The organism is Exiguobacterium sp. B2(2022), assembly GCF_028823655.1.
Lineage (GTDB): Bacteria > Bacillota > Bacilli > Exiguobacteriales > Exiguobacteriaceae > Exiguobacterium > Exiguobacterium aestuarii_A.
Genome location: NZ_JAPEHX010000050.1, coordinates 1 through 22,542, shown reverse-complemented (window position 1 = coordinate 22,542; position 22,542 = coordinate 1). Strand labels below are relative to the sequence as shown.

Annotated in this window: 29 protein-coding genes, 1 pseudogene and 1 other annotated feature; of the genes and pseudogenes, 13 read left to right on the top strand and 17 right to left on the bottom strand. The window is 43.4% G+C overall.

Annotated features, from left to right (window positions below):
• Window positions 1–379 (top strand): annotated as a pseudogene (locus ON063_RS10955) (dynamin family protein); the annotation flags it as partial.
• A 145-nt stretch (window positions 380–524) separates the two neighbouring features.
• On the opposite strand, the gene ON063_RS10950 reads toward ON063_RS10955, so the two are convergent.
• Window positions 525–1,505: a Gfo/Idh/MocA family protein gene (locus ON063_RS10950; RefSeq protein ID WP_274665164.1), complete on the bottom strand. Its 981-nt coding sequence runs from the start codon at window positions 1,503–1,505 to the stop codon at window positions 525–527.
• Window positions 1,506–1,677: 172 nt separating this feature from the next.
• Here ON063_RS10950 and ON063_RS10945 point away from each other — a divergent pair, with 172 nt between their 5' ends.
• Window positions 1,678–2,397, top strand: a complete 720-nt coding sequence (locus ON063_RS10945) for a DUF5694 domain-containing protein (RefSeq protein WP_274665163.1) — start codon at window positions 1,678–1,680, stop codon at window positions 2,395–2,397.
• A 105-nt stretch (window positions 2,398–2,502) separates the two neighbouring features.
• Here the strand turns inward: ON063_RS10945 and ON063_RS10940 are convergent, their stop codons facing one another.
• From ON063_RS10940 to ON063_RS10930, 3 genes are all read right to left on the bottom strand, one after another.
• Entirely contained in the window at window positions 2,503–3,141 is a 639-nt protein-coding gene (locus ON063_RS10940) for a hypothetical protein (protein WP_274665162.1), read from the bottom strand.
• Window positions 3,142–3,147: 6 nt separating this feature from the next.
• Window positions 3,148–3,831, bottom strand: a complete 684-nt coding sequence (locus tag ON063_RS10935) for a hypothetical protein (RefSeq protein ID WP_274665161.1) — start codon at window positions 3,829–3,831, stop codon at window positions 3,148–3,150.
• A gap of 101 nt (window positions 3,832–3,932) precedes the next feature.
• On the bottom strand, window positions 3,933–4,301 hold the full coding sequence (locus ON063_RS10930; protein ID WP_214692319.1) for a PH domain-containing protein: 369 nt from the start codon (window positions 4,299–4,301) through the stop codon (window positions 3,933–3,935).
• A gap of 119 nt (window positions 4,302–4,420) precedes the next feature.
• On the opposite strand from ON063_RS10930, the gene ON063_RS10925 reads away from it, so the two are divergent.
• From ON063_RS10925 to ON063_RS10910, 4 genes are all read left to right on the top strand, one after another.
• On the top strand, window positions 4,421–5,626 hold the full coding sequence (locus tag ON063_RS10925; protein ID WP_274665160.1) for a cation:proton antiporter: 1,206 nt from the start codon (window positions 4,421–4,423) through the stop codon (window positions 5,624–5,626).
• Window positions 5,627–5,726: 100 nt separating this feature from the next.
• Window positions 5,727–6,023 carry a hypothetical protein gene (locus tag ON063_RS10920; protein WP_274665159.1) on the top strand — a complete coding sequence of 99 codons (297 nt, stop codon included), beginning with the start codon at window positions 5,727–5,729 and terminating at the stop codon, window positions 6,021–6,023.
• Window positions 6,024–6,051: 28 nt separating this feature from the next.
• Entirely contained in the window at window positions 6,052–6,492 is a 441-nt protein-coding gene (locus ON063_RS10915) for a helix-turn-helix transcriptional regulator (protein WP_274665158.1), read from the top strand.
• A 286-nt stretch (window positions 6,493–6,778) separates the two neighbouring features.
• A complete protein-coding gene (locus tag ON063_RS10910; protein ID WP_274665157.1) occupies window positions 6,779–7,183 on the top strand; it encodes a nucleoside 2-deoxyribosyltransferase in 405 nt (134 codons plus the stop codon).
• Here ON063_RS10910 and ON063_RS10905 read toward each other — a convergent pair.
• Entirely contained in the window at window positions 7,170–7,934 is a 765-nt protein-coding gene (locus ON063_RS10905; protein WP_274665156.1) for an AraC family transcriptional regulator, read from the bottom strand. The two genes, ON063_RS10910 and ON063_RS10905, sit on opposite strands and share 14 nt — an antisense overlap.
• A gap of 127 nt (window positions 7,935–8,061) precedes the next feature.
• On the opposite strand from ON063_RS10905, the gene ON063_RS10900 reads away from it, so the two are divergent.
• The 4 genes from ON063_RS10900 (at window position 8,062) to ON063_RS10885 (ending at window position 11,003) form a co-directional block, all read left to right on the top strand.
• Window positions 8,062–8,241, top strand: coding sequence for a hypothetical protein (locus ON063_RS10900; protein ID WP_274665155.1), 180 nt, complete (start codon window positions 8,062–8,064; stop codon window positions 8,239–8,241).
• Between the two features lie 9 nt (window positions 8,242–8,250).
• Window positions 8,251–8,574: an MFS transporter gene (locus ON063_RS10895; protein ID WP_274665165.1), complete on the top strand. Its 324-nt coding sequence runs from the start codon at window positions 8,251–8,253 to the stop codon at window positions 8,572–8,574.
• A 1-nt stretch (window position 8,575) separates the two neighbouring features.
• Window positions 8,576–9,358, top strand: coding sequence for a hypothetical protein (locus tag ON063_RS10890; RefSeq protein ID WP_274665154.1), 783 nt, complete (start codon window positions 8,576–8,578; stop codon window positions 9,356–9,358).
• A gap of 100 nt (window positions 9,359–9,458) precedes the next feature.
• Window positions 9,459–9,712: a binding site (T-box leader), on the top strand.
• Between the two features lie 67 nt (window positions 9,713–9,779).
• The gene (locus tag ON063_RS10885) at window positions 9,780–11,003 is read left to right on the top strand and encodes an MFS transporter (RefSeq protein ID WP_274665153.1); all 1,224 of its coding nucleotides are present in this window, start codon (window positions 9,780–9,782) and stop codon (window positions 11,001–11,003) included.
• A gap of 67 nt (window positions 11,004–11,070) precedes the next feature.
• Here the strand turns inward: ON063_RS10885 and ON063_RS10880 are convergent, their stop codons facing one another.
• Window positions 11,071–11,457, bottom strand: a complete 387-nt coding sequence (locus ON063_RS10880; protein WP_274665152.1) for an NUDIX domain-containing protein — start codon at window positions 11,455–11,457, stop codon at window positions 11,071–11,073.
• A 91-nt stretch (window positions 11,458–11,548) separates the two neighbouring features.
• On the opposite strand from ON063_RS10880, the gene ON063_RS10875 reads away from it, so the two are divergent.
• Complete coding sequence (locus ON063_RS10875) at window positions 11,549–12,250, top strand: CPBP family intramembrane glutamic endopeptidase (protein WP_274665151.1); 702 nt, start codon at window positions 11,549–11,551, stop codon at window positions 12,248–12,250.
• A 5-nt stretch (window positions 12,251–12,255) separates the two neighbouring features.
• On the opposite strand, the gene ON063_RS10870 is transcribed toward ON063_RS10875, so the two are convergent.
• The 3 genes from ON063_RS10870 to ON063_RS10860 are packed head-to-tail and all read right to left on the bottom strand — an operon-like array spanning window position 12,256 to window position 14,514.
• Complete coding sequence (locus ON063_RS10870; protein ID WP_274665150.1) at window positions 12,256–12,990, bottom strand: MerR family transcriptional regulator; 735 nt, start codon at window positions 12,988–12,990, stop codon at window positions 12,256–12,258.
• Between the two features lie 23 nt (window positions 12,991–13,013).
• Window positions 13,014–13,991, bottom strand: coding sequence for a serine hydrolase domain-containing protein (locus ON063_RS10865; protein WP_274665149.1), 978 nt, complete (start codon window positions 13,989–13,991; stop codon window positions 13,014–13,016).
• The gene (locus ON063_RS10860; protein WP_274665148.1) at window positions 13,966–14,514 is read right to left on the bottom strand and encodes a hypothetical protein; all 549 of its coding nucleotides are present in this window, start codon (window positions 14,512–14,514) and stop codon (window positions 13,966–13,968) included. Before ON063_RS10860 ends, ON063_RS10865 begins: the two co-directional genes overlap by 26 nt.
• Window positions 14,515–14,732: 218 nt before the next feature.
• On the opposite strand from ON063_RS10860, the gene ON063_RS10855 reads away from it, so the two are divergent.
• A complete protein-coding gene (locus tag ON063_RS10855; RefSeq protein ID WP_274665147.1) occupies window positions 14,733–15,548 on the top strand; it encodes a GGDEF domain-containing protein in 816 nt (271 codons plus the stop codon).
• A gap of 13 nt (window positions 15,549–15,561) precedes the next feature.
• Here the strand turns inward: ON063_RS10855 and ON063_RS10850 are convergent, their stop codons facing one another.
• The 7 genes from ON063_RS10850 to ON063_RS10820 form a co-directional block, all read right to left on the bottom strand.
• The gene (locus tag ON063_RS10850) at window positions 15,562–16,251 is read right to left on the bottom strand and encodes a VOC family protein (protein WP_274665146.1); all 690 of its coding nucleotides are present in this window, start codon (window positions 16,249–16,251) and stop codon (window positions 15,562–15,564) included.
• A 41-nt stretch (window positions 16,252–16,292) separates the two neighbouring features.
• Complete coding sequence (locus tag ON063_RS10845) at window positions 16,293–17,039, bottom strand: hypothetical protein (protein WP_274665145.1); 747 nt, start codon at window positions 17,037–17,039, stop codon at window positions 16,293–16,295.
• A gap of 14 nt (window positions 17,040–17,053) precedes the next feature.
• Window positions 17,054–17,581: a DUF2199 domain-containing protein gene (locus ON063_RS10840; protein ID WP_274665144.1), complete on the bottom strand. Its 528-nt coding sequence runs from the start codon at window positions 17,579–17,581 to the stop codon at window positions 17,054–17,056.
• 74 nt (window positions 17,582–17,655) lie between these two features.
• A complete protein-coding gene (locus ON063_RS10835) occupies window positions 17,656–18,294 on the bottom strand; it encodes a hypothetical protein (protein ID WP_274665143.1) in 639 nt (212 codons plus the stop codon).
• Window positions 18,295–18,418: 124 nt separating this feature from the next.
• Window positions 18,419–19,330 (bottom strand): NAD(P)-dependent alcohol dehydrogenase, encoded by a 912-nt coding sequence (locus ON063_RS10830; RefSeq protein ID WP_274665142.1) that lies wholly within the window; start codon window positions 19,328–19,330, stop codon window positions 18,419–18,421.
• A 99-nt stretch (window positions 19,331–19,429) separates the two neighbouring features.
• On the bottom strand, window positions 19,430–20,473 hold the full coding sequence (locus tag ON063_RS10825; protein ID WP_274665141.1) for an ABC transporter permease: 1,044 nt from the start codon (window positions 20,471–20,473) through the stop codon (window positions 19,430–19,432).
• The gene (locus ON063_RS10820) at window positions 20,473–21,333 is read right to left on the bottom strand and encodes an ABC transporter permease subunit (RefSeq protein WP_274665140.1); all 861 of its coding nucleotides are present in this window, start codon (window positions 21,331–21,333) and stop codon (window positions 20,473–20,475) included. Before ON063_RS10820 ends, ON063_RS10825 begins: the two co-directional genes overlap by 1 nt.
• A 208-nt stretch (window positions 21,334–21,541) precedes the next feature.
• Between ON063_RS10820 and ON063_RS10815 the strand changes: the two genes are divergently transcribed.
• Complete coding sequence (locus ON063_RS10815) at window positions 21,542–21,844, top strand: hypothetical protein (protein WP_274665139.1); 303 nt, start codon at window positions 21,542–21,544, stop codon at window positions 21,842–21,844.
• A gap of 319 nt (window positions 21,845–22,163) precedes the next feature.
• Here the strand turns inward: ON063_RS10815 and ON063_RS10810 are convergent.
• On the bottom strand, window positions 22,164–22,542 hold a 379-nt coding region (locus ON063_RS10810; protein WP_274665138.1), incomplete at its 5' end, for a hypothetical protein.

Sequence of the window (22,542 nt, the reverse complement as noted above, 5' to 3'; positions counted from 1 at the left end):
TGAATTCGACCGTGAACTCGACGTGGCATGGCTTCGAGAGGCTGTCGAACCGATTCATCTCGAGACACCACCTTATCAGTCGGTGTTGAAGCGCTATAAGAACGCGAGTCAATTTTTCGAAGGGGATGGTCGGACGCAACTGAAGGATGAATTGACGGCACTCCTCCGTGACATGATTCGCACTCGTCTCGAGAGCATTCATAAGAAACAGGTCGAGCGGGCAAACGAGGAGATCAGGAATTCTGAAATCGAGATTGAACGAGAGTGGTCGACTCAAGTGAAAGAACTTGCCGTTGCAGAGCTCAGCATGTTGACGGACAGCCATTCTTTTGATGAGATGCGTGAACGTCTCGAAGCAATCAGGAAGGAAACGGTATGAATACATTACTGCTCATCGGTCTCATCCCTGCTGTCGTCATGACGATTGTCTTGGGACTCTTTCTGAGATATCTCTATTTGAACAAAGAATAATGAGAACGGTCCTTGATGTGCACATGACATCGAGGACCGTTTTATTTGTGTACTTATTTGTCTGCTGGATAAACCACACCAACTTGTTTTCGTACCGTTGTCATCACATCAGCAAGACGAATCATATCAGTTCCTGAATGCGCATCCGTCTCTGATTTCCTAGCTTCGATTGCACGGACGAACGCTTCGACCTCATATGACATCGGAGCATTCTGCGCTTCTGATATGATTTCTGACGTGCCATTCCGTAACTCCAGACGGACATCATCGCACGTCGCAATATCGTCGATGATGATGCGTCCCTTTTCCCCAATGATCTCAGAAGGCGTCGATGTCCCATGGATTTTTGAGTGCATGACAACTACATCAAGGTCGTCATAAGAGAGAAGGACCGTACCACTCCCGTCCACTCCAGATTCCAACTTTACGCCGCTCGCCTGGATCTCATTCGGCTGACCGAACAGTTTCAAAGCAGGTCCGAGGAGATAGACACCAAGGTCCATCAACGAGCCGTTCGAAAAATCAGGATTGAACGTGTTGGGGTTCTCCCCTTTTTTGTACAGGTCGTACCGTGAAGAATACTGTGATTTATTGAAGACGGCCCGGCGAACCGGAGCGATTTGTTCCATCGCTTGTTGAATCAGTTCAAGGTTCGGCATGAACAGATTACGTAGTGCCTCAAGTAAGACGACGTGGTTCTCCTTTGCGACTTCAATCATACGAGTGACTTCCTCGACGTTCGAGGCGAGCGGTTTTTCACACAGGACGTGTTTACCATGCTGCATGAACAAGATGCTCTGTTCGGCGTGAAGTGAGTTCGGGCTCGCAATATAGATGGCATCGATGACATCACTCTGAGCCATCTCTTCAAGTGACGTGAACGTATGTACAATGGAGTGATTTTCTGCGTATTCTTTAACACGTGATTCCGTGCGCGAGTAAAGTGCTGTCACTTCTACATCATCCAACTGATTGATTGTTTCAATAAACCAGTCTGTGATGAAGTTTGTACCTATGATGCCGAAACGGATCATGTGAATTCCTCATTTCTATGTAGATTTTTAACAAGTTTGTTAACTAGGATGAACTCGAAGGTCCATGAGAAATATTGACTTGGTTCTTTTGAAATCAAGTAACAAAATATGAAACCTAGAAGAAGTATAAGCGTAGTTAACACTATACATCAAATTGATTAGGAGAATTGCTATGAATAAAACAGATATATTGCTCGTTGGCACAACGCATCTAAACATGCCAAACAATGGTGATTTATTTATGCCGGACATGCCAGATGTGTTAAGCGAAAAACGTCAGTTAGAAATTAAACAATTCGTGAATCAATTAGCAAAATTTGAACCTACTAAAGTATGTGTAGAAATGAATACTTCAAAGAAAGAATACATAAATGAGCAATTACAACGTATCATTCAGCAGCCGAAATTAGCAACCGCTAATGAACGCGAACAAATTGCATTCCGACTTGCACAACAATCTCATCTGGATTTCGTATATCCAATCGATTGGAATGAGGATGAGGGATTCAGTTTAGAAACCATTATTCAAGATGAGAAGCGAGAAATGGAGGAAATATTATCATCCCAACAAGATGTCATGAATCATATCGAAAAAATATTTAAGAGTCGTACGATTTCTGACTATTATAAAGAAATCAATCACCCTACAATTACATTATCTATGCATCGCGCCTATTTAGAGATTGCATCTCTTAAAGTGTCTGGTACTAGGTGGGTATCACACTACTGGTATTTTCGTAACTTAATGATTTTTAAGGAATTGATGTCACTAAGGGAATCAAATGATCGCATCTTTGTACTTTATGGTTTAGGACATATCCATCTGCTAAAGCAATTCTTGAGTGAGAGCGGATTATTTTTTGTTCATGACTTAAACACATATTTAATATAAATTCGGTATGTGAAATAATACCCCTAGCTTTTTTGACCTTTAATTTTGTGACTAAATCCACTGACTCTCAATACGATAAAGAATTCAATTGATTGCCCATTTAATCTACTTTCTATCCTCGAATGGCCAGCGATACACCTGCTCGTCTTTCTCGACATAGGCAACACCGTCTTCAATCATCAATGACGAACAGTCAAGGAGATGACGGGGCATCGGATAGGAGTCAATCCGTCCGTTCATATGGACATGGACGAGACGACTGTCGATTGAAGAGATGACCCACACCCCCTTCTTATACGCGTACATCACGTCACAATCATGAAGAACTGGAGCCTTTCTCACTTCTTGATTATAGCGAAAACGTACGGTTCCCTCCTTTGAGAAACAGACGAGTGCTTCGGTAGAGATCCCATCTCCAAAGATGCCCTCGTCCCCATATCCAATCCAGATTCCAGTATCGTTCATTACAACTGCTGCAATCGCGTTTCCTGCATGAAAGGAGTGATTGATCTGTCCATGCGTATCCAGCACCCACGCATTGGTAGGTTCTCCTTCTAACGTAAACGCCCAAATGAACAAGTGATTCTCGTCAATGATTCGAATACCCGAGACATATTCATGCCGTTTAAGGTTTATGACCAGCTCATCCCAATTAATATAGAATCGATGATTGGACTTTACCAAACGAGCGGAGCCCATTGACTTCTGCAGATCGAAATCAACCACCTCTATTTCATCGTTCATACACAATCACCCCTTATCCTCTTCCAATCGCATGAACTGTAACGCCTCTCGAAACTGTCTAGATTCTACATCAGTCACTCCTTCATCCACATATCTCGATTTCCAATAAGGAGAGAGGTCAACCTCTTCAACACCGATTCGTTTGAACCAGTCCAAAACGGTCTCATTCGATTGATGCTTTAATGAAACCGGTAAATCCAAGTTGAACTGGATGAGCGCATTCCGAATCGCGCTATCGGTCCATTGAATCTCTTTGGATTCTACAAACTCTTTTGCTTTAGTCTTTCTCCCTCTTCTTTTTACGGCGTCACTCGAGAAATCAATGGTCGAGAGGACACGCTTTCTTTTCCGGATCATGCTGAGCATCAAAATCAGGAGAACAATCAAACCCCCAATAAAGAACCATAACCAGTATGAACTCCCTGACTCCGTCACCGTCCCATCTGCTCCGAACGTGTAATCTAGAAAGTCGATATTCAAGAACTGTAATTCATCGTCCTCTCTCATCTTGCGTGACTTCCCTTCATAAAAACCGCTGCTCTCACCATCCTCTCCAGAAAAAAGGAGCACAATCCCTCCCTCCGTAGGGTCCCGAAACCATTCCCAAAACAGTCGGACCAGATAGATGGATCCAGTCACCAACATCAAACTACTTAACATGATCATCAATAATCGGGTTGTAAATCGCATCGTAACCTCCGTCACACATTATGTCCTATCGTATCATGCAAGATTATGGATTGTCAGAAAAATCCAAATAAAAGGACCGAAAGATTTTTCGGTCCACTGTATTACAAAATTGCTTCCGCGAGCAGACGGTCGAACTTACGCACATCCACTTTTTTATTCAGATTGATTTTGATTGTTCCGGCGCGCGTGAACAGTTGGACTTCTGAGTTCAAGTCGAACATGCGTCCCGCGTTCTCCGTCGAATACATATTGATCGAGTCGTACGGAAGTGAGTAGACTTCAATCTTCTTCCCCGTGAGTCCTTGCGCGTCACGGACAATCAGGCGTTTGTTCGTGAATACGGCGACGTCACGTACCGTCTTGTAGGCAGCGACGGCCCGCTCCCCATCGATGAATGTCTCGGTGATATCACTCGGCACCTCACACTCTGAATAAAACGTCCACGACAAATCGCCAATCGGGTTTCCCATATCGATTCCTCCCTATATGAAATGAATGTACTATCCCCTATATTCCACATTTCTCGTTTGATTAGACCTTGAATGGGAAGATAGTGTATAGCATGTTGAATGTAGAGGAGGGCGTCGTTATGATTGCGCAACAGGTGATCACATTACTACTCATTGGCTATTTCATTTATTTGATTGATTCCAAACGCAATTACTTCCCTGTTCCGGTCATCTTGGTCTTGATCGGGATTGGTCTCTCGTATATCGCCTTTTTTGATTCGGTGTTCATCTCAAAAGATATGATTTTCGAGGTGTTCCTGCCTGCACTTCTCTTTACATCTGCCTATCAGTTCAAATACAAAGATTTGAAGGACAATATCGGGATCATCACGATATTGAGTACGGTGGGCCTTGTCTTGACCGCCATCTTGATGGGATATGGCACATTTTGGATCAGTGAGTTCTTCACCCCGCTCAGCCTGACTGCTTCCTTCTTATTAGCGTCCATCTTGATTCCGACCGACCCCGTTTCCGTGACCGCGATTTTAAAGCGGAGTAAAGGTGAGAAGCGGATTGCGGATGTTGTCGAAGGTGAATCGATGGTGAACGATGGAACGAGTGTGGTCATCTTCACCATTTTTCTCAGTATGTCCGCAACGGGAGAGCGTTTCTCCACCTTCAATTTTTTGACCGAATTTTTGATTGTGTCTGCCGGAGGAATCGGCATCGGTTTCATTTCTGGATTTTTACTTAAGAAATTGATGATTGTCAGCTTTAAAAAGCACGAGCTCGTCATGTTGACGATTGTGACTGCATATGGTGCCTTCTACCTCGCCGATGCACTAGAAGTGTCTGGTGTCCTCGCAACGGTGACAGCGGGTATGATGTTGTCTCACGAACTCGGAACTAAAGAGGATTACGAATCGGTCCAGCGTCACTTGGATGGTTTCTGGGACATCGTCATACCGATGTTGCTCGCTCTCTTGTTCTTATTGATTGGAATCGAAGCGACCAGCTATTTGTCTGTATCTCTCTGGACGTTCGCCGTTCTTTTATTCTTACTTTCAATCGTGACCCGGTTCATCGTCGTCGGCGGCCTCGTCTATTCGGTCCCCGTCTGGCGTAAGGAATTTAAAGACGATTTAACGGCGACTTCCTTACTCACGTGGTCGGGAATCAAAGGAACGATGTCGATTGCCCTCGTGCTCTGGCTAGAGGCAGAGAAAATTGCCGGGTCGAGCGAAATGATATCCCTCGCGTTCGCCGTCATTCTACTCTCCCTGATCTTACAAAGTATCGGTGTTTACCCACTGACGACATATTTAACGAACAAGCATGACGATTGATAGAGTCCTTCCTTGAGAAGGGCTTTTTTACGAATTGAAAATTGACTTTGTCTACTTTTAGTGTAAAATTACACTTGTAATATATTAGGAGGTGATTATGTTGGAAAACACTTCAACACCATCTGCTGCCATTTCTACTGGAGTGGTGACGGTTGTACTTGCACTTGTTGCATCGTATTTTACTCCATCGTTTTTAAAAGTCGGCATCATCTGGGATATCGTCGCTTTCTTAGTCATCGGCATCGCGACGTTCAGTTTTACATACCATTTTTATCAATCCAAACGATTCACATATTGGCAATACATTTCCTGCTATATCGTCGTCTGCCTGCTCTTATTCACCGTGTTTCTTGGCATCTCTTGGATCCTGATCTTCATTAGCTCGGCATCACTTTGAGTTCTACGAATAGGAGGGAAAAAATCATATGCAAAAATCTGAATTTATTGGACAGGTCTCTCGAAAAATGAAATTGATTCGTATTGAATCCCAGCATTCACAAGATGAGATGGCGAGTTTACTTGGTATATCCAAAAAAACACTCATTCAAATCGAGAAGGAACGGAATGAAGCGAGTTGGTCGACCGTAGTCACGCTATGCGCCTTGTTCAATGAGAGTGAGATCCTCATCCATTTAATCGGTGATGACCCGGTCGAGTTCGTCAAGACGCTCGGAGGACGTGTTTTCTGGCACGCAATCGAGTCAGGTCCCCACTTCATTCTTCAGCAAAATATCATCAGCGGACATTATCGTATCATCGACCTCGATCATGTGAGGTGGTACAGCACATTTGATGCGGAAGATGCCGAACACGTAAGGTCGAAGTTGGAACATCAGCGTGAGGTTTCAGATGACACGAAAGCATAAAGATTTGGTGATGGCTTTCAGTCTAATCGTCATAACAATCGTCTACTTTTGGCAGATGCCAAACATCACGTATGACTACATTTGGTTAGTTGGCACAATCATTTTACTCGTCCTCTCGTCTATATCGATCACGCGCTTGATTCAATCATACGTTCCACTTTCTTTGATAAAATTCGTCCTGATTAGCGTGATTTTTTTCCTTGTACTCTGTTGTCTGTTGATCACCATGTTTTATGTCGTAGCGCTTTAGCAGATGAATCACTTATAACGAATTGGAGGGTTTCCTATGAGATTTTATGTCGGTTCAAGTTTTGCGAATATCGAAGAAGTACGGTTCATCCGTGATCAGCTAATTGCGCTCGGTCACACGCATACGTATGACTGGACACAAAACGAACGCGCCGCTTCAATTGATGCGTTACGCTCGATTGGCGAAGAAGAGGTTTCTGGAATTCAAACAGCGGACTTCGTTGTCATCCTGTTGCCTGGAGGCAAAGGCGCACACGTCGAACTCGGGATTGCACTCGGGACGAACAAACCCGTTTTCCTTTACGATTTGGGTGATCAAATGATGAATATGGAGGAGACGAGCACGTTTTATCATGTGGATGCGGTACAACGCTGCGAGGGACCGTTCAACGCCCTCCCCCACCAAATCCAAGATCGATTGAAGCTCTCTAATCACGTTTGAGCTGATGCCCCTTATTCTCACGGAATCGAGCCGGGGTGCAGCCTACCCATTCCGTGAAATGCTTGTTCAGTTGAGCCGAACTATTGAATCCGACTTCTTGGCTGATTGCGAGTAACGTAAGATCCGAATAGCGAAGGAGCGACTTCGCATGAATCAGGCGTTGTCTCGTGATGTATTGATACGGCGTCTGACCGATTCGCTCTCGAAAGCTCCGTATGAACTGATATTTACTTTGATGAACGATTCGACTCAATTCCTCAATGCGAAGCTCTGTATGATAAGAATCATGAATGACACGCAAAACTGGTGCAAGCATATCTTCATCCTCTAAAGAAGTGTGGATGAGGTGACTCTGAATGAACGTCATCACATCATCTGTAAGATCAATCTCTAAAAATCCTCGACTTGACCATTCCCCTAACAGTTTTCTTATCGACATGACCGCTATGGAAGGAAACATTGGATTGACCCTGTTTTCAAACCCGTTCAATCGACTCGCAATAAACCGAAAACTAACATAAGTCGTTTCAGTTGAATCAGCGAATAATCGATAGGACTGATTCGGTTGAACTACAATCGATTCGCTATCTTGAAGTCGATATTCGAACGCATCCACCTCAATCCCAATCTTTCCCTCCAATACGAGAACCCAGACGATGTCTTCTACGCTCTCTTCTCTCTCTGTCGTCCAATCCCCATTAGAGGAGACATAACGTATGGCAACGTCAGGCAGTGTCAGTAATTGTTCCATATACCCCTCCAGATTATTGCGCAAAAATCGAGCAATATAGTGCACGATGAATCACTTCAAATCACGCATACTGTTCATAACAGTCAAGTGGCCACTTCGCTGACCTTACGAAAAGATGGTGATTCGCATGTTTCAATCGCTTCATCCCAATTTAAAAATACGACTTGCCTTAAACTTCTTTCAAAAACTGACTCAAACCGCCATATTTCCCTTTATAACGATTTATTTCGTTCGCCAATTCGGTGCGACGGATACTGGACCGCTCATCATCCTGACGATGATTGCCTCATTCATCGCAAGCCTCTAAGGTGGTCTTCTGTCCGATCGATATGGAAGAAAACGCGTGCTCTTCATCGGAGAAATGCTACGATTCGTCTGTTATATCGGCATGGCAATCGTAGGTTCTCATATAATCCACAATGCCGTTTTATTATTTATCTTTTTCTTTTTCAGTAACCTTCTGAGTAGTGCCATCACACCTGCAAACGAGGCCATCTTGATTGATGATAGCCGACCGGAACAGCGGAAATATTTATATACACTTAGTTACTGGCTGATGAACGGGTCCATCGTCATCGGTAGTTTGCTCGGAGGTTTTTTCTTCGAACAGCATCTCTTCTTACTATTGGTGGCGGCGTAGTTTGCTCGGAGGTTTTTTCTTCGAACAGCATCTCTTCTTACTATTGGTGGCGGCGGCTATCATCTCATTCGGTTGTATTTGGATCATTTTCTTTAGACTTGAAGACCACTATAAACCGTTACCACTAAAAGAACAGAAGCCCACTGGTGTATGCAAAGGATACCAGACGGTCATGAGGAACCATCTCTTTTTGAAATACCTCGTCGCAGGGATTTTGACGTTGTCATTAGAGTTGCAGCTTACGCATTATCTCGCGATTCACTTTGCTGAAACGTTACACGCTGTCCCGTTCTTTCATTTCTCACTAGATGGGACGAAGATTCTCGGACTGCTTCGAGCGGAGAATACGATTCTCGTGTTACTGCTCGGTCTTGTGTTGATGCGTTGGACCAAATCTATCTCTGAACATGCGTTACTTTACACGGGTGTCACACTGTTCAGTCTTGGATTCGCCATCTTACCGGTTTCACATGATCTTTCAATGTTAGTGCTCGCAACGGCTTGTTTCACGTTTGGAGAACTGCTATATGTCCCCATCCACCAAGCCATGCTAGCTCGACTCATCGAAGATCACCTCCGCAGTCAATACTTGGCCGCGAACGGTTTCCGCTACCGAGGTGCGCTTCTCATCGGCGCAATCAGCGTCTCGACTTATGATGTCGTGTCACCTGGTTGGATGGCCATCACTTATATTTGCTTTGGTATATTGGCAATCTTCTTCTATCGTTCAATCTTGAAAGAACTGGATAAGTGTCAACCTTCAGAAATGGACCGAGCTTCCTAGATGACAACCATAGTTTAGTACCTTGAAGAAGATATACATCTTTTTACCAGAAACGTTTCCAATATTTTTCACAATATGCTATCCTTACGAAAATGATCTGTTAAACGCGATGAAGAGAACAGTACATCAATGAATCTTTCGTAGAGAGCTCCGTCTGGTGAAAAGGAGTAAAGAACGTTGGTCGAAACAAGCCTCTGAGCAGCGCCATGGAACTCATCCCGAGGGATATGGCGACGGGCACTCCCGTTATAGAGTTGAGGTATAGTCCGACTCGTTCGGCAGTACCGAATAAGGTTCGTGCGGTGACGTGCGGACGAACAGGGGTGGCACCACGATGAGAATCTCGTCCCCAAGAATTCGTTCTTGGGGGTGGGATTTTTTTGCGTTCCGTAAGTGATCAAAAATAGAAGGAGTGATTGACTTGAATTCGTTTCGAAAAACCTCTGCGCTACTGCTCGTTAGTGTCGGAATCTCAAGCCTTGGTGCCTGGGTATACTTCATTGCGCTCAACTTGATTATCTTAGAGATGACTGGATCCCCTTTCGCCGTCTCGATTCTCTATGTATTAGTCCCGCTCGCCTCGCTCGTCTCGAATCTTTGGTCAGGTAGTCTGATTGACCGGGTCGATACGAGACGACTGATGATGTTACTGGATGGTCTGCGTGCGTTTCTCGTATTCAGCTTAGGCTGGATTGATTCACTGTGGCTCATCTACGGGATCGTCTTTCTTCTCAATGTGATGAGCTCGTTATTCGAATCATCGAGTCTGGTCTACATGACGCAACTCGTACCTGCCTCGAATCGACAAAAGTTCAATGCAATGAAGAACTTTGTGCAGTCATCCGGATTTATTTTAGGTCCAACAATTGCCGGACTACTCTTCCTAGTTGGGAGTCCAACAACTGCAATTTTCGTGAACGCGTTCGCACTCATCGTCTCGGTCGGTATGCTGTCGCGCCTTCCGTCTCATCATCGAACAGAAGCGTCGATTGAACCATTCTCTGTAAGAATCATTATCGAGGATTGGAAAATGGTCGTACGATTTGCATCAAATGCCAAATACGTGACGCTCATTTATGGATTGTTCTGTGTCATGACCATCTTCATGTCTGGACTCGATTCCTTGGAGGCGTCATTCGCGACCCAAGTCCTTCACTTGTCTGAAAGCCGATATGGCTTTCTCGTCAGTATCGCTGGGATTGGGATTATCTTTGGATCACTCATCAATTCAAGATGGAGTCACCGCTTGTCCTTATCGTTTTGTATTGGATTCGGGGCGATCATGACACCAGTCGGCTATCTTCTTTTCGCAAGTTCATCGTCATTCATGATGGCCTCGGTTGGATTTTTTGTCCTGACATTCGCGCTTGCCTTTGCAAATACAGGATTCTTATCATTCTATCAACACCATGTCCCGGTCGAAATCATGGGTAGGTTCTCTGGCGCTATCAATGTGGCAGAGTCGCTACTCGTCATCCTACTCACATTTGGGATTGGACTTCTTGCCGAAATGGTTGGGATTCGTCCAGTCTATCTCGCATTCTCGATTATCTTCTTCCTTGTTGGTTGTTACACCATACATGTCATGCGCGACCGTTCGAAACGGGCGTATTTCAATCACAATCAAATCGAAGAAGTTTCTTAAGTCATGAGCCGGTCGTTTTTATGCGACCGGCTTGTTCGATTCGGTGAATCGCTTCAATGATTTTTCATCATACACTCCACTGTTTAATCAGCTCAAGATCCTCTGGAAATGCAAGTTCCAATCGCTCTATTTCATGAATCGACCACCAATTGACTTCATCAATGTCCGAGTCGATAGTTGCGGTCGCCATCCGCTCGTCACACGTTGCCAAAAAATAGTGCGTTTCGACTTGGTAACTTGAGATGATGGCTCGTTTGATATGTAATCTTTGATTAATAGAAATGCGATAGCCCGTTTCTTCGAACACTTCACGCAGGCAACACTGTTCAGGAGTTTCTCCTTCTTCTAAACCACCTGATGGCAAACTCCATTTTTGTACGTCACGATTCTTTACGAACAGAACTTTCTTTTCGTCGTTGATGCATAAAGCAGCTGATCCAATCCACTGTTTCATAGTCTTATTACTCCTTTTTTATTTTTCTGCTTGCAGGTGACGTTACGTCACCCGATATGATGGGGCTACAACGACATGAGGAGGAAACACGATGTTCAGTCTAATGCAAAAGAAAACAACTCCCATTTGGACATGGAATCAGTTCGCAATCACAATGATTCTTCTATTCGGAGTGACGCCCCTACTCATCGAAAAACACTTATACAACTTTTTAGAGCAATCATGGGGAAACACCCTCTATTCAGGAACAAGTATTGGCTTGGCGTTAGCCGTAGTGTTTATGACTGTCCTCTATTTCGTCGCAATACGACCACGGGCCATATCCCTCGAAACGTTAGGGCTTCGTCGTATTTCATGTAAAGACTCGAAGATAATCCTTCTATGGACGGTGGTATTAATTGTAATTAGTCTCATCATTGTTGTAATCCAAACCTATTTCGGCATCGGTACATCGAACATAAAAACAGAGAGTTTACAAAGTGACTTGTCGCTTATCTCCATACTGATTGCGTTCGGATCGGCGGCTATCGTTTCACCAATCTATGAAGAAATCTTTTATCGCGGGTTTTTATACCGCTTCTTTGAGCAACGATTTGGGGTTTGGATTGGGATGATCGTAAGTGCTGGAATTTTTACTCTCGCTCATTTACCGACAACAAACACATTACTCGTCAATTTTGTATCTGGGCTTGTGTTCGCCTGGGTTTATGAACGAACAAACTCCATTTATTCCAGCATGGTCATCCATGGTACCTTTAATGGGCTGGCCGTTCTATTGACTGCATTGGCATGAATGAATCAGTCTGCTATCTCTTGATATAGTGAATCAATATAGGCAAGAATCGATGCATTGATTGGATACAGTCCTAATTCATTCGATGCATCAGTTGATTTTCGAATCTTCCAAAATGATTCAATCAATTGCTGATTTTCTCCAAATGTCTCGTCTGTTAACCACGTCAAATCTTCTTTAAGAATTTGGGCTTCTTTTGAGGAAGGGGAGACCCCACGTTCGATTAGAATTTCGGTTCTCCGAATCAAGTTGATCCACTTTTTCGTATCATGCTCACCGTCTTCTAATTTAGGTAAAGTTGCTTTCAATGAGTCAGACTCTTCTTCCGAAAAATAGTCCGTCCATTTTTTCCGGTCATTTGATTTCGCTTGAATATGTTGTAGTTTCGTCCAATCGATTTTTTCATTTTCGAGCTTCATGGATTGAAGGAGTGTCATCGTATGATTCTGCGCCTGTTGCAATTCTTCTATCTTTCCTTTTAAAGAGAAGAGATGTGCCGACAAAATGGCTGTCAACGATTCCTCATCTAGGATTCTCCGAATTTCTTCAAGCGGAACGGCCATTGATTTTAGGAGCATGATTTTTTGAAGTCGAAACATTTCGTGGTCGCTATAAAATCGTTTCTGTACATCGTTTGTATACGATGGGGTAACCAAGTTGATTTGGTCATAGTATCGCAGCGTACGCACCGACACGTTCAATTTTTTCGCGACATCTCCAGTTGAATAGTGTCTAGCCAACGTTTATACCTCCTCACGTTATGTTATGTGTATGCACGTAGCACCTGTCCAATCATCCCTTCAAACTGATGAATTCCTTCATTCCGATTTGACAAACAGATCAAACATATTGGAGAGTTTTTCTCCATTACGAGTATGCTTTGAAACCCAATACCCCAACCGAACGAGAATCCTTTACTCGGTTCATTCGGATTTAGAAATAGACCATGTCCTACTTCAGCATTCATAGAAGAGGTTGTGAACAGGATCCTTCTTGACTCAGTATTCAAGAACCCTTTTGTCGTAATCGCGTTGACGAGCGTCGCTAGATCCGAAGTCGTCGTCCATAGACCGCTCGCTGCGGGATACGGGTAAAAACAAGTATATGCAGAAACGATTGATTCATCTGGCTCAATCCCATTAACGCCAAACTTCTCCACTATCTCCAAGTCATACGAACTCGTTTTCATATTGAGTGGTGTAAAGATGAAATCAGACATAATCTTTTCGAATGTAGATGACATACATTCCTCTATCGCATATTGAAGTAAACAGTAACCTGCATCTGAATAATGGAACTTACCTATTTCCTGTGACTGGACAAACACAGGAAGTTCATAATATGGTGTCGTGCCCGATAGGATTTCTTTCATTGACGGAAAGCTTGTACGTTGAACCGTTGTTCCAAACTGATTCGGTAAATCGACCAGACCCCCTTGATGTTGGATGAGTTGACGGACTGTGACCTGGGAACGCATACCATTTTGATCATTCAACGAAAAAGAGGCGAAATAGTCGTTGATTGGAGAGTCTAGGCTCAGCTTCCGGTTTTCAACTAGCTTAAGAATAAGAATAGACGTTACAAGTTTACTGATGGAACAGGCGGCAAACATTCTGCCCTCAGGAGAAGCATCTCCCATTCGATATACAGACATTTCTTCACTCTCATTAACAAATACCATATCTATTTGAGAGACATGATGTTTCTTCATCAATTCACTCATTCTTTCTTTCGTGAGCATCCGATTCCTCCTTATTTATACCAATACACTGATAATCAAATTGTTGGTGCAAAGCGGTTAGTATACACTTCACAATCTCTTCGTGTGTCAGCCAACGCCAAGTTTCATGCTCATAGATCGCGCCAAGTTGGACTTGTCGGTACGTTTGTTGTTCGTTTATGTATAAAGCCCGTTTCTCCTGTTCGGAGTTCGCCTGACTCCCTAAAATATGTAGAACATCTGCATGTGAGGAATGATTCAAGATGATTTGCATCGCCTTCCCGGAGTCCCGGTGTACCCATGCAATGATTTGTTTGAATGGTCCGTACCGCTTGATCGATTCTTGTAGCCCTTTTGATAAATCCTGTTCGCTACGATAATCAAGTAGTAGTGAATGACACGTTTCAGGGTTTCGTCGAACGACTTTTGCCATTCTTTTCGGGTCTCGCCCGATGACAGTGACAAGATGTTCGCTTGCTAAACAAGATGTGACTTCAGCTAACATTCCGGTACCACCGACAATTAAAATATGTTTTTGATTCATGTCATCACCTCATTTCCATTATACACCAATCAATGAACTCTCTTTCGGTAAAGAAGTGTTCTGAAACATTGGCGTATTTTCAAAAATATCCCGTTATTCAATTAAAGAATCACTTATAATGAATCAAGTGTACGAATCAGTTTGAATGATCACTATTTCGGAAAATGGATAATAGTGTTACTATTGCAATTTATTTCTTTTAGGAAGGGGGAGATGAGATGCGACATTGGTCTGCCATGTCACTTCAACTGATTGCGCTCATCGTTGGCTCATTGATCGTAAGTACTCTATTGTCTTCTGTTCTGATGATGAACAATCTACCGGTCTGGTGGATGATTTGTATCCCTGTCCTCTATCTTTCAACGCTACTCATACACCGAGCATCTGGAGTCCTGATCTCGTTAGGGTTCGGCGCTTACTTTTTCATCATGATGTCTGGAACTACAATTCCCTTAAATATTCAACTACTGATTCTTCTGTTGTTTGCGATGTTGACGATTCTAGCTTACTTGCTTCAAGTCGGTTTATTTCGCTCACAATTTGCATTGAGTGTCGCAGAAGCGAGAGTCAGTCAATTAATTGCCGTCGATCCTGAGACCGGGTTTGATAATCGTAATCGATTCTTCATGGACCTTGAAGCAGAGCGGGATCGATTGATTCGAAATAGTGGAACGTTCGTCGTCACATTCGTCACATTACCGCTCCTCAACGATTTCGAAAAACGTTATGGACGATCCGAATATGAATGGTTTTTAGATTATTTCAGTGACGAATTACATGAAGCGACACGACGGACTGATAAAAAATATCGGGTTGCCTCCGATACATTTGCCATCCTTTTTCCTCAAACCTCACTCGATAATGCACAAATCGTTCATGAACGCATCAAACCACTGTTACAAGGATACTCTCGTCTAGATGGCGAACCACTTACTATTGATTGTTTAGATAAATCATTTGAAGTAACCTTAGAGAATTCATTTATGAGTTTGGATGAGATTCGGATATACTTAAATGAAGACGAAAAAAAATGAGTTCACAATGGACTCATTTTTTGATAGAACGAATTTGCAATTTGTGATTCTCATCGATTTCAATGACATATTGTCGATTGATGGTCATATGAATAGGACTCGGAATCGACAGCTTTGGTGAAAACAGCCACACACGACCTGGAGGCACCAACAATATGTATGTATCGCTGTTCGGTGCGCCTAAAAAATTGAGGTGATGCTCATCAATCGGTTTGCCGTCTCGGCGGTGAATCTCGATATTCGCAAGTTCCTGTGCGACATGTAGCGGGTCTACTGCAGTCAAGCTCATCTCGCCGATTCCAAGAAAATCATCAGTAGAAAATACCTCTGCATCACTTTCCCGGTTAATCGAGTGTCGAGCAATCAATTCGACGACATTCTCGTCCGCATCGTAAAAATAAAGTGACGAGGCATCAATCCCTTCGAAGTAAATCTCATCCTCCCCATCTTCACGTAAAAGTGAGACACGTGATTTGATCCAGTCTTTCGCTTCTTTGAACCGGTTCGCCGGAATGTTGATGGCGAAATGATACTGTCGCTCTTGAACGGTCGCTGCCTCTTGAAACACCAGCGTATCTTCACCTAGATTGATTCGAAAACTCGTCGAGTCTTCTTCAATGACTGATAATCCAAGTTTTTCCGTATAAAAACGTTTCATTTCGTCAAGCCGGTTCGTGTACAGTGTAGTTTCTGTGATTCTCATGAAATCCCTCCTCGCTTTCCTCATCACTATTCTTGATTCCTTTACTTGATCATTCGCTTGTACTTTTTGTATTCTCGCCAACTCATATCCATCCCTAACAGCTCGTTACGAACGTCCCTATTCCAAGTATGTGGGTTGAAACCAATCACTTGAGTCACACATTTTTCACTTGAATCGTCGAAAGTCAAAGCCAGTTGAACAAGTCCCTTCTCTATATAAGATTTGGCCAACCTCGGATTGTGTCGCATGAAATATTCTCCTAAAGAAAAGTAGGGCTGAACTGCCCGCGGACATCTCTCAATGGCCTTGTCCAGATACTCTCGCTCCATATGTCTTAGCGATTTTGACATGCTTAGACAAATCAATGCAGAAACCTCAGCTGATGCTTCTTCAATCAAACGATTAGCCACTTCAATGACTTCCTCGTCCAATTCAAAATCATTCCAACCTGTATCATATAACGCTAAAGCAAAATAGAATGGTTTTTCTGGATGATATGAAAAGGCTGTTCGGCAAAACGCATTCACTCGATCATAATCTTCAATCCGATCCATCCGTTCGTAAGCGATAAGCAAATCCCACCGATATGAATCGATCGGATCAAGCATTACATGGTCGATCAACAGCTGCTCGATGTCCGGAGAGTCGCGCATGAAGTGTTCAAGTTCATTGAATCGTTTGTTGTGAATAAGTACCTCTATTCGCTCCAACATGGTCTGCTGAATGGAAGTGAGCGCTTGATTTCCTGAATACAAATCGAAAATCAAAGTTGACTTCAACTGACTCACCCAGTTATCCTCCTTTATTCATCACGTTCAACGAGTCGGAAAATGTCATCTACCCTCGACCTCGTGATGCCATTGCGCTGTTCGATGGCAAGAGGATGATTCGTCGGTTCGAGTTCGATCAACGGGCGTAGTCCGACTTCACGCATATGGACATTCGTTTTTAAATTGATGGTATCCGGATAGATGGGAAGGTCTGTCGATAGCCAGCCGAACATCGGGTCGAGGTCAACACGAGCGGGTTCATCCCATGAATCGATGACTTTGAAAAAGTTATCCGGACTGAGTGATACCCAGACGTTCCAGATGAATGGATTCTCTTCCCCAATGACCGGAATCTCAAGGCATCCGTAAATGAAGAAGTGGGCTTCATCGAGGACACATACATCATCTGTCAATACGACACGTTTTTTCATCTCACGTGTTGTCATTCCATTTAGAACTGTTGGCATCCTTGATCCAAAACCAACTTCACTTTCTGTACTCCTGCCACATTTTGAGCAAGTACAATTTTTGTTGTGTTTTCGTTTGAATGGGTATCTCATACATTCTCTCTTTCTATTTTCAAGTTAAAAATCCGGTATGTGAAATAACAAAATGCTAATAATATTATAATAGGTCAGACAATCATTGTACCTTTTGAAACAGTATCTAACACTCTCGTCCTCGTATCATTTTTCGATAGAAACACTTCTTCACCCTTTTCATCATAACAATACGCGATTGGTATCGATACACCACAATTTCGATACGACCCATCCGCGTGACTCGTTCCGATAATCATCGCTTTACGTTCCATCGCAATCTTTCTCGCTTCTTCGGACCACTCCATGAATTGTTCTTCACTAAACATCCCGACCCCGATTGGATTGAATATGATTGATAGATGCCCGTGATTCTGTAATCCCTCTACCCCCATAAAAATCTCCCTGCAAAGTAAATATCCGTATTCCTCCGCTCCGTCCTTGACACTTGATGGCATGAACAGGTGCACACTTTCAGGTGTTTTCGGTCGCGTTAACAGCGTTTCACCTTTCTTATTTATAATGAGAACCCGATCTTTATTCGTGTCATCCCGATAACCTAAAACAATTGCCGTCTTGAATGCTTTAGCTAACTGACGAACCATATCTAATTCTGTATATGTACAATATCCCTCTGGATAGAGAATCAAGTCTACTGTCGGGTTCGCCTCAACCTCTAGCTTTAGTTGCTCGAGATTTCGTTCCATCTTTGGTTGTCCAATTAATACATTCATCATTAGTCCCCCGCTCCATTGACTACGTCTAGTATTCATATGTATGTGAGATGATCGTATGCACCTCACCATAAAGCACGAATTCAATCCTTCTTCATAATACCATCGATCATCTGACTTATTCCTATTTGACTGTCACAATCACATTCCCAATCTTCTTTCCTTGATCGACGTATCGGTGTGCCTCGACAATCTCATCCAGTGGATAAACTGAATCAATAACGGGTTGCAGCTCTCCTGCTTCAAACAGTTCGTTCAAGAACATCAAATCCTCTTTTCGTTCACTCGCTGGCCCCTGTCCCGCAACAGAACGGAATGACCCGTTCTCCGCAACATGGTTTCGAGCCAATCGCTTATCAATTTTTCCAGACGCATCAAAAACCACATCATACGTACCCAATTCGCGGCCGTATCCTTCTTTCGAATAATCGACGACCACATCTGCCCCAAGTCGCTTCACGAGCTCGATGTTCCGCTCATGGCAAACTGCTGTGACATGTACGCCGAAATGTTTCGCAATCTGTACGGCAGTGGAGCCGACTGCACCCGAGCCACCATAAATCAAAACATTCTTCGCCCGTTCGATGTTTGCTTTCCGTAAAAAATGTAACGAGGTCGTCCCTCCGAATGGAAGTGCCGCCGCCTCGATAAAGCTGGCATGTTCGGGCATCTGAACCACACATTTCGATTCGTTCACGCAAGCAAACTCCGCATATCCACCAAACTTCATCCCGGTGAGCGCATAGACGTTCTCCCCTACTTGAAAGCTCTTTACACCACTACCGACCTCTACCACTACACCTGCCAGCACGACACCAAGAATCGGTTGTCTTGGCGCATTAAACCCCATAACGATCCGCATCGGTAGTTTTCCGAGTGCAGGAACGTCCAGTGCGCGAAGTCGTCGATCTCCTGAGTGAACGGCCGATGCATGTACTTGAATCAGTAGCTCATTGCTTTTAGGTTTCGGTCGGTCTACGTCTTGAATAACGAACACTTCTGGTCCCCCATACCTCGTACAAATCGCAGCTTTCACGTTGATTCACTCCTTTTTTGACTAGTCATCTCATACTGTTATATACGTTCCCGCAATCACGAGGGTTCAGTCGATTTGTCATAGAAAAACCGGATGACATCATACGATATCATCCGGTTTATTCTTTAATGATACACTCGCATTGACAAGAGAAAACGGATTGTCGAGCGACGCGGCTGCCGCTTCTGACTGTGCAATGTTTATTTCGGTCACCATCGGTTCTTGACGACGTAGCCGGAACGCCCGTTCGAGTCGACTGGTCAATAAATTAAAGATAAAAATCAGCGCTGCGAGCGCAATCGCAGGGATCAGGAATAGATGATTTGTCATCCATGTCATCGCTGTGAATTGTCCGAAATAGTATCCAAACATCGAAGACCATTCATAAATCGTAGGCATGACTCCTTCATGCAAAAGAACAGTCCCTCCAAAAAAGATTCCAAACAATGAAAGATGAATGAGCAACATGAGTGTCTGTACGAATTGTTGCATAAATACGATGACAAGCGTCGGAATCAGATGGGGCAAGAGATGAAGTTTCACGCGATGCCAGACGCTGCCACCAAGTGTCTGGGCAACAATCATAAACTCTTGTTGTAACAATTGACGAATCTCCGTGATGAGATATAACGTGACGGCAGGTAATCCGAGAACGACTAAAACGATTAGCTCAATCTTCACCCGATTCCATAGTGGAGGCACTTGTGTCGAATCCCAAAAAATCATCGTCGAGGCGAGCATCATCAATGCGAGTAAAGATATCGGCAAAATCAAGAATCCATCGAGCAACGTTTTAAAAAAGTGATTCAATCGCGCTCCTCTAAAAGCAAGCGGTATCCCTACCAATAAGCCGATGGCCATGCGCCCAAGCGCGACAATCGCACAAATCCCGACAGTCCACTTAAAGCCTTCCACGAACATCTGAAATAAATCATATCCAGCATTGTCTGTCCCGAGCCACTGATATTTCGAAGGTTCTAGTGGTGGTATTCCGATCAGTCTCCCTTCATCTGAGTAGAGCATAAGGGTTTGGTCAACGTTCCCATCACGAAACACGGTATTTCCAACACTCATCAACAATAGACCCGTGACAATGACAAAGCAGAAGATAAAAATCGGGTCACGAATTAATACGCGTCGCATCAAATCCCTCCTTTCCATGCATTCGGAATAATCCATTCAATCAGTAAATCCAACAGAAAAATTGGGATATAGATGACGAATAAGATGACCAGTAAGATCTCCATCTGCGGGTTGTAGACGGCGAATCGAAACAGTCCCTGGACGTTGAACAAATATTCAACGATGAGAAGTGTCGATAAGATGGTGATGATGTTCGAACGGAAAAAGAGGTAGAAGCGATAGATGATGTTTGGCAACAAATGCTTCCAAAACACCCCTTCAGGTCGAATCCCTTTCGCTTGAGCAAGCTCAAGGTAAGGGATGGCCTCTTGTTCATGGATATGGATGGTCAGCCATTTGATAAAGAAGAATAACGTTGTTAGTGTCAACGTAACAATCGGTAGAAATCGTATGTATTCTGCGAACCCACCAGCTACTTCGATTTGGTCAAACCCTGTTGCTTTATGTATAGAAATAGCAAGAAACTGTGAAAAGATTAACCAAAATAAATCAGGCACCATCTCGAGCGTCTGACTCGTTTGGTTGAGGACGGTGCGAACCCGCCTGCCGCTCCGATAATAGAAGTAGGCATACAGGAGACCAAGTATGGTCGACACGGCAAGCGCCGTCGTAAAAATGATGACCGTCTCTTTGACGAGTGGCCCAAGTGCAGGCAATAAAGGTAAATCTGTTTGAGCGGTGACGTTGTAGTATGTAATCTCATCAAGCTTTTGGAGTTGGTCCAGCTGTTGTTGGATGCCGTTCCAGTAACTCGTCAGACTAAAATCTGTTTGAACGACAATCGTCGGTAGCGCACTGATCGCAATCAAGACAAAGAATGCGATGATAAGATGTGCAGATTTTCTTGCAATATAGGCCATAGTTCTGTCTCCTTTAGATGAGATATCTCAATCATAAGTGTGGAAGGATGTTCGTTATTCCTTCATTTTGTAAAGGGAATTATATCCAAAGACACTTTCCATTGATTCTAGCATAACTATTATGTAAATAGAAACAATTTTCAGAAATCTTGATGGAGAATAATGTGTGATATGATGGATTTATAGAAATATTTAGGAGGTTTTAAGCATGTGGGTTATTTTTGGATTAGCTGCCATCGGGGCCACGCTATTGAATTTGACTGTCTTTATGATGGAAAAGGATTACAAACTACCTATGGCGATTGCGCTATCCTTGACTGCTCTCACGCTATGCGCCGAGTATAGCCTAATCAATATGTGGGTCGAAGCAGAGGACTGGGCTGCCTTAAAGGATGTGGTGCCCGGAATGTCACGCGCATTGTGGTTCTTGACGATTGCGGCGATTTTCTTGAATCTCCTTCCGATTTTTTTAGAAGGAAAGCGGAAAAGGATAATGGAATCGAAAAAGTAAATAAGCATAAATGGAGCGTGACTATGGAAAATAAATTATTTGCGACTTTAGCTAATCCTTCTGGAATTTTCATTTTTGCAGCGATCTCGCTATCACTTATATACCAGGCTGGTCTCCGCCTATTGTCGTCTCAGTACATCTTGTTTGTAACCAATTTGATTGGTGGGCTGGCTTTCATCTTTATGATGTTATATTTATGGCGTACATATAAGAAAAAGGACAAGAAAACGTGTTCGAAGCGATATTTCTAGCTCCGAACACGTTTTTTGGTAGACATTAATTTGTTAGACATCATAAATGCTTATAATTATAACTTCCATTACTCAACATTTAAATTTATAACATACACATGCTCACCAATAAATAACTGCCCATTTACGAGCAATGCAACCTGTTCCGCATCTGCCGGGATCTCATAAGTCAATAAAACTCTTATATCCGCCGGTGCTGTTAATTGATTTTTACCATCCCATCCATCTTTTTTAAGTATCGTTACCTTTTCCACCTCATATTTGTCACCATTGCCGTCTAGTAAAGGATAATGTTGCGGCATAAATCTAAAGATGAAGTCTTCCTGACCCGGAACATCTTTTACTTTCAATGTAAGTTCTACTGGAATCGTGAGTAAGCGTGATTTAGAATTCGAAATGTTAATTTCCTTTGGTGAATCAACCGGTTTGAAGACCTGGATTTCCTCT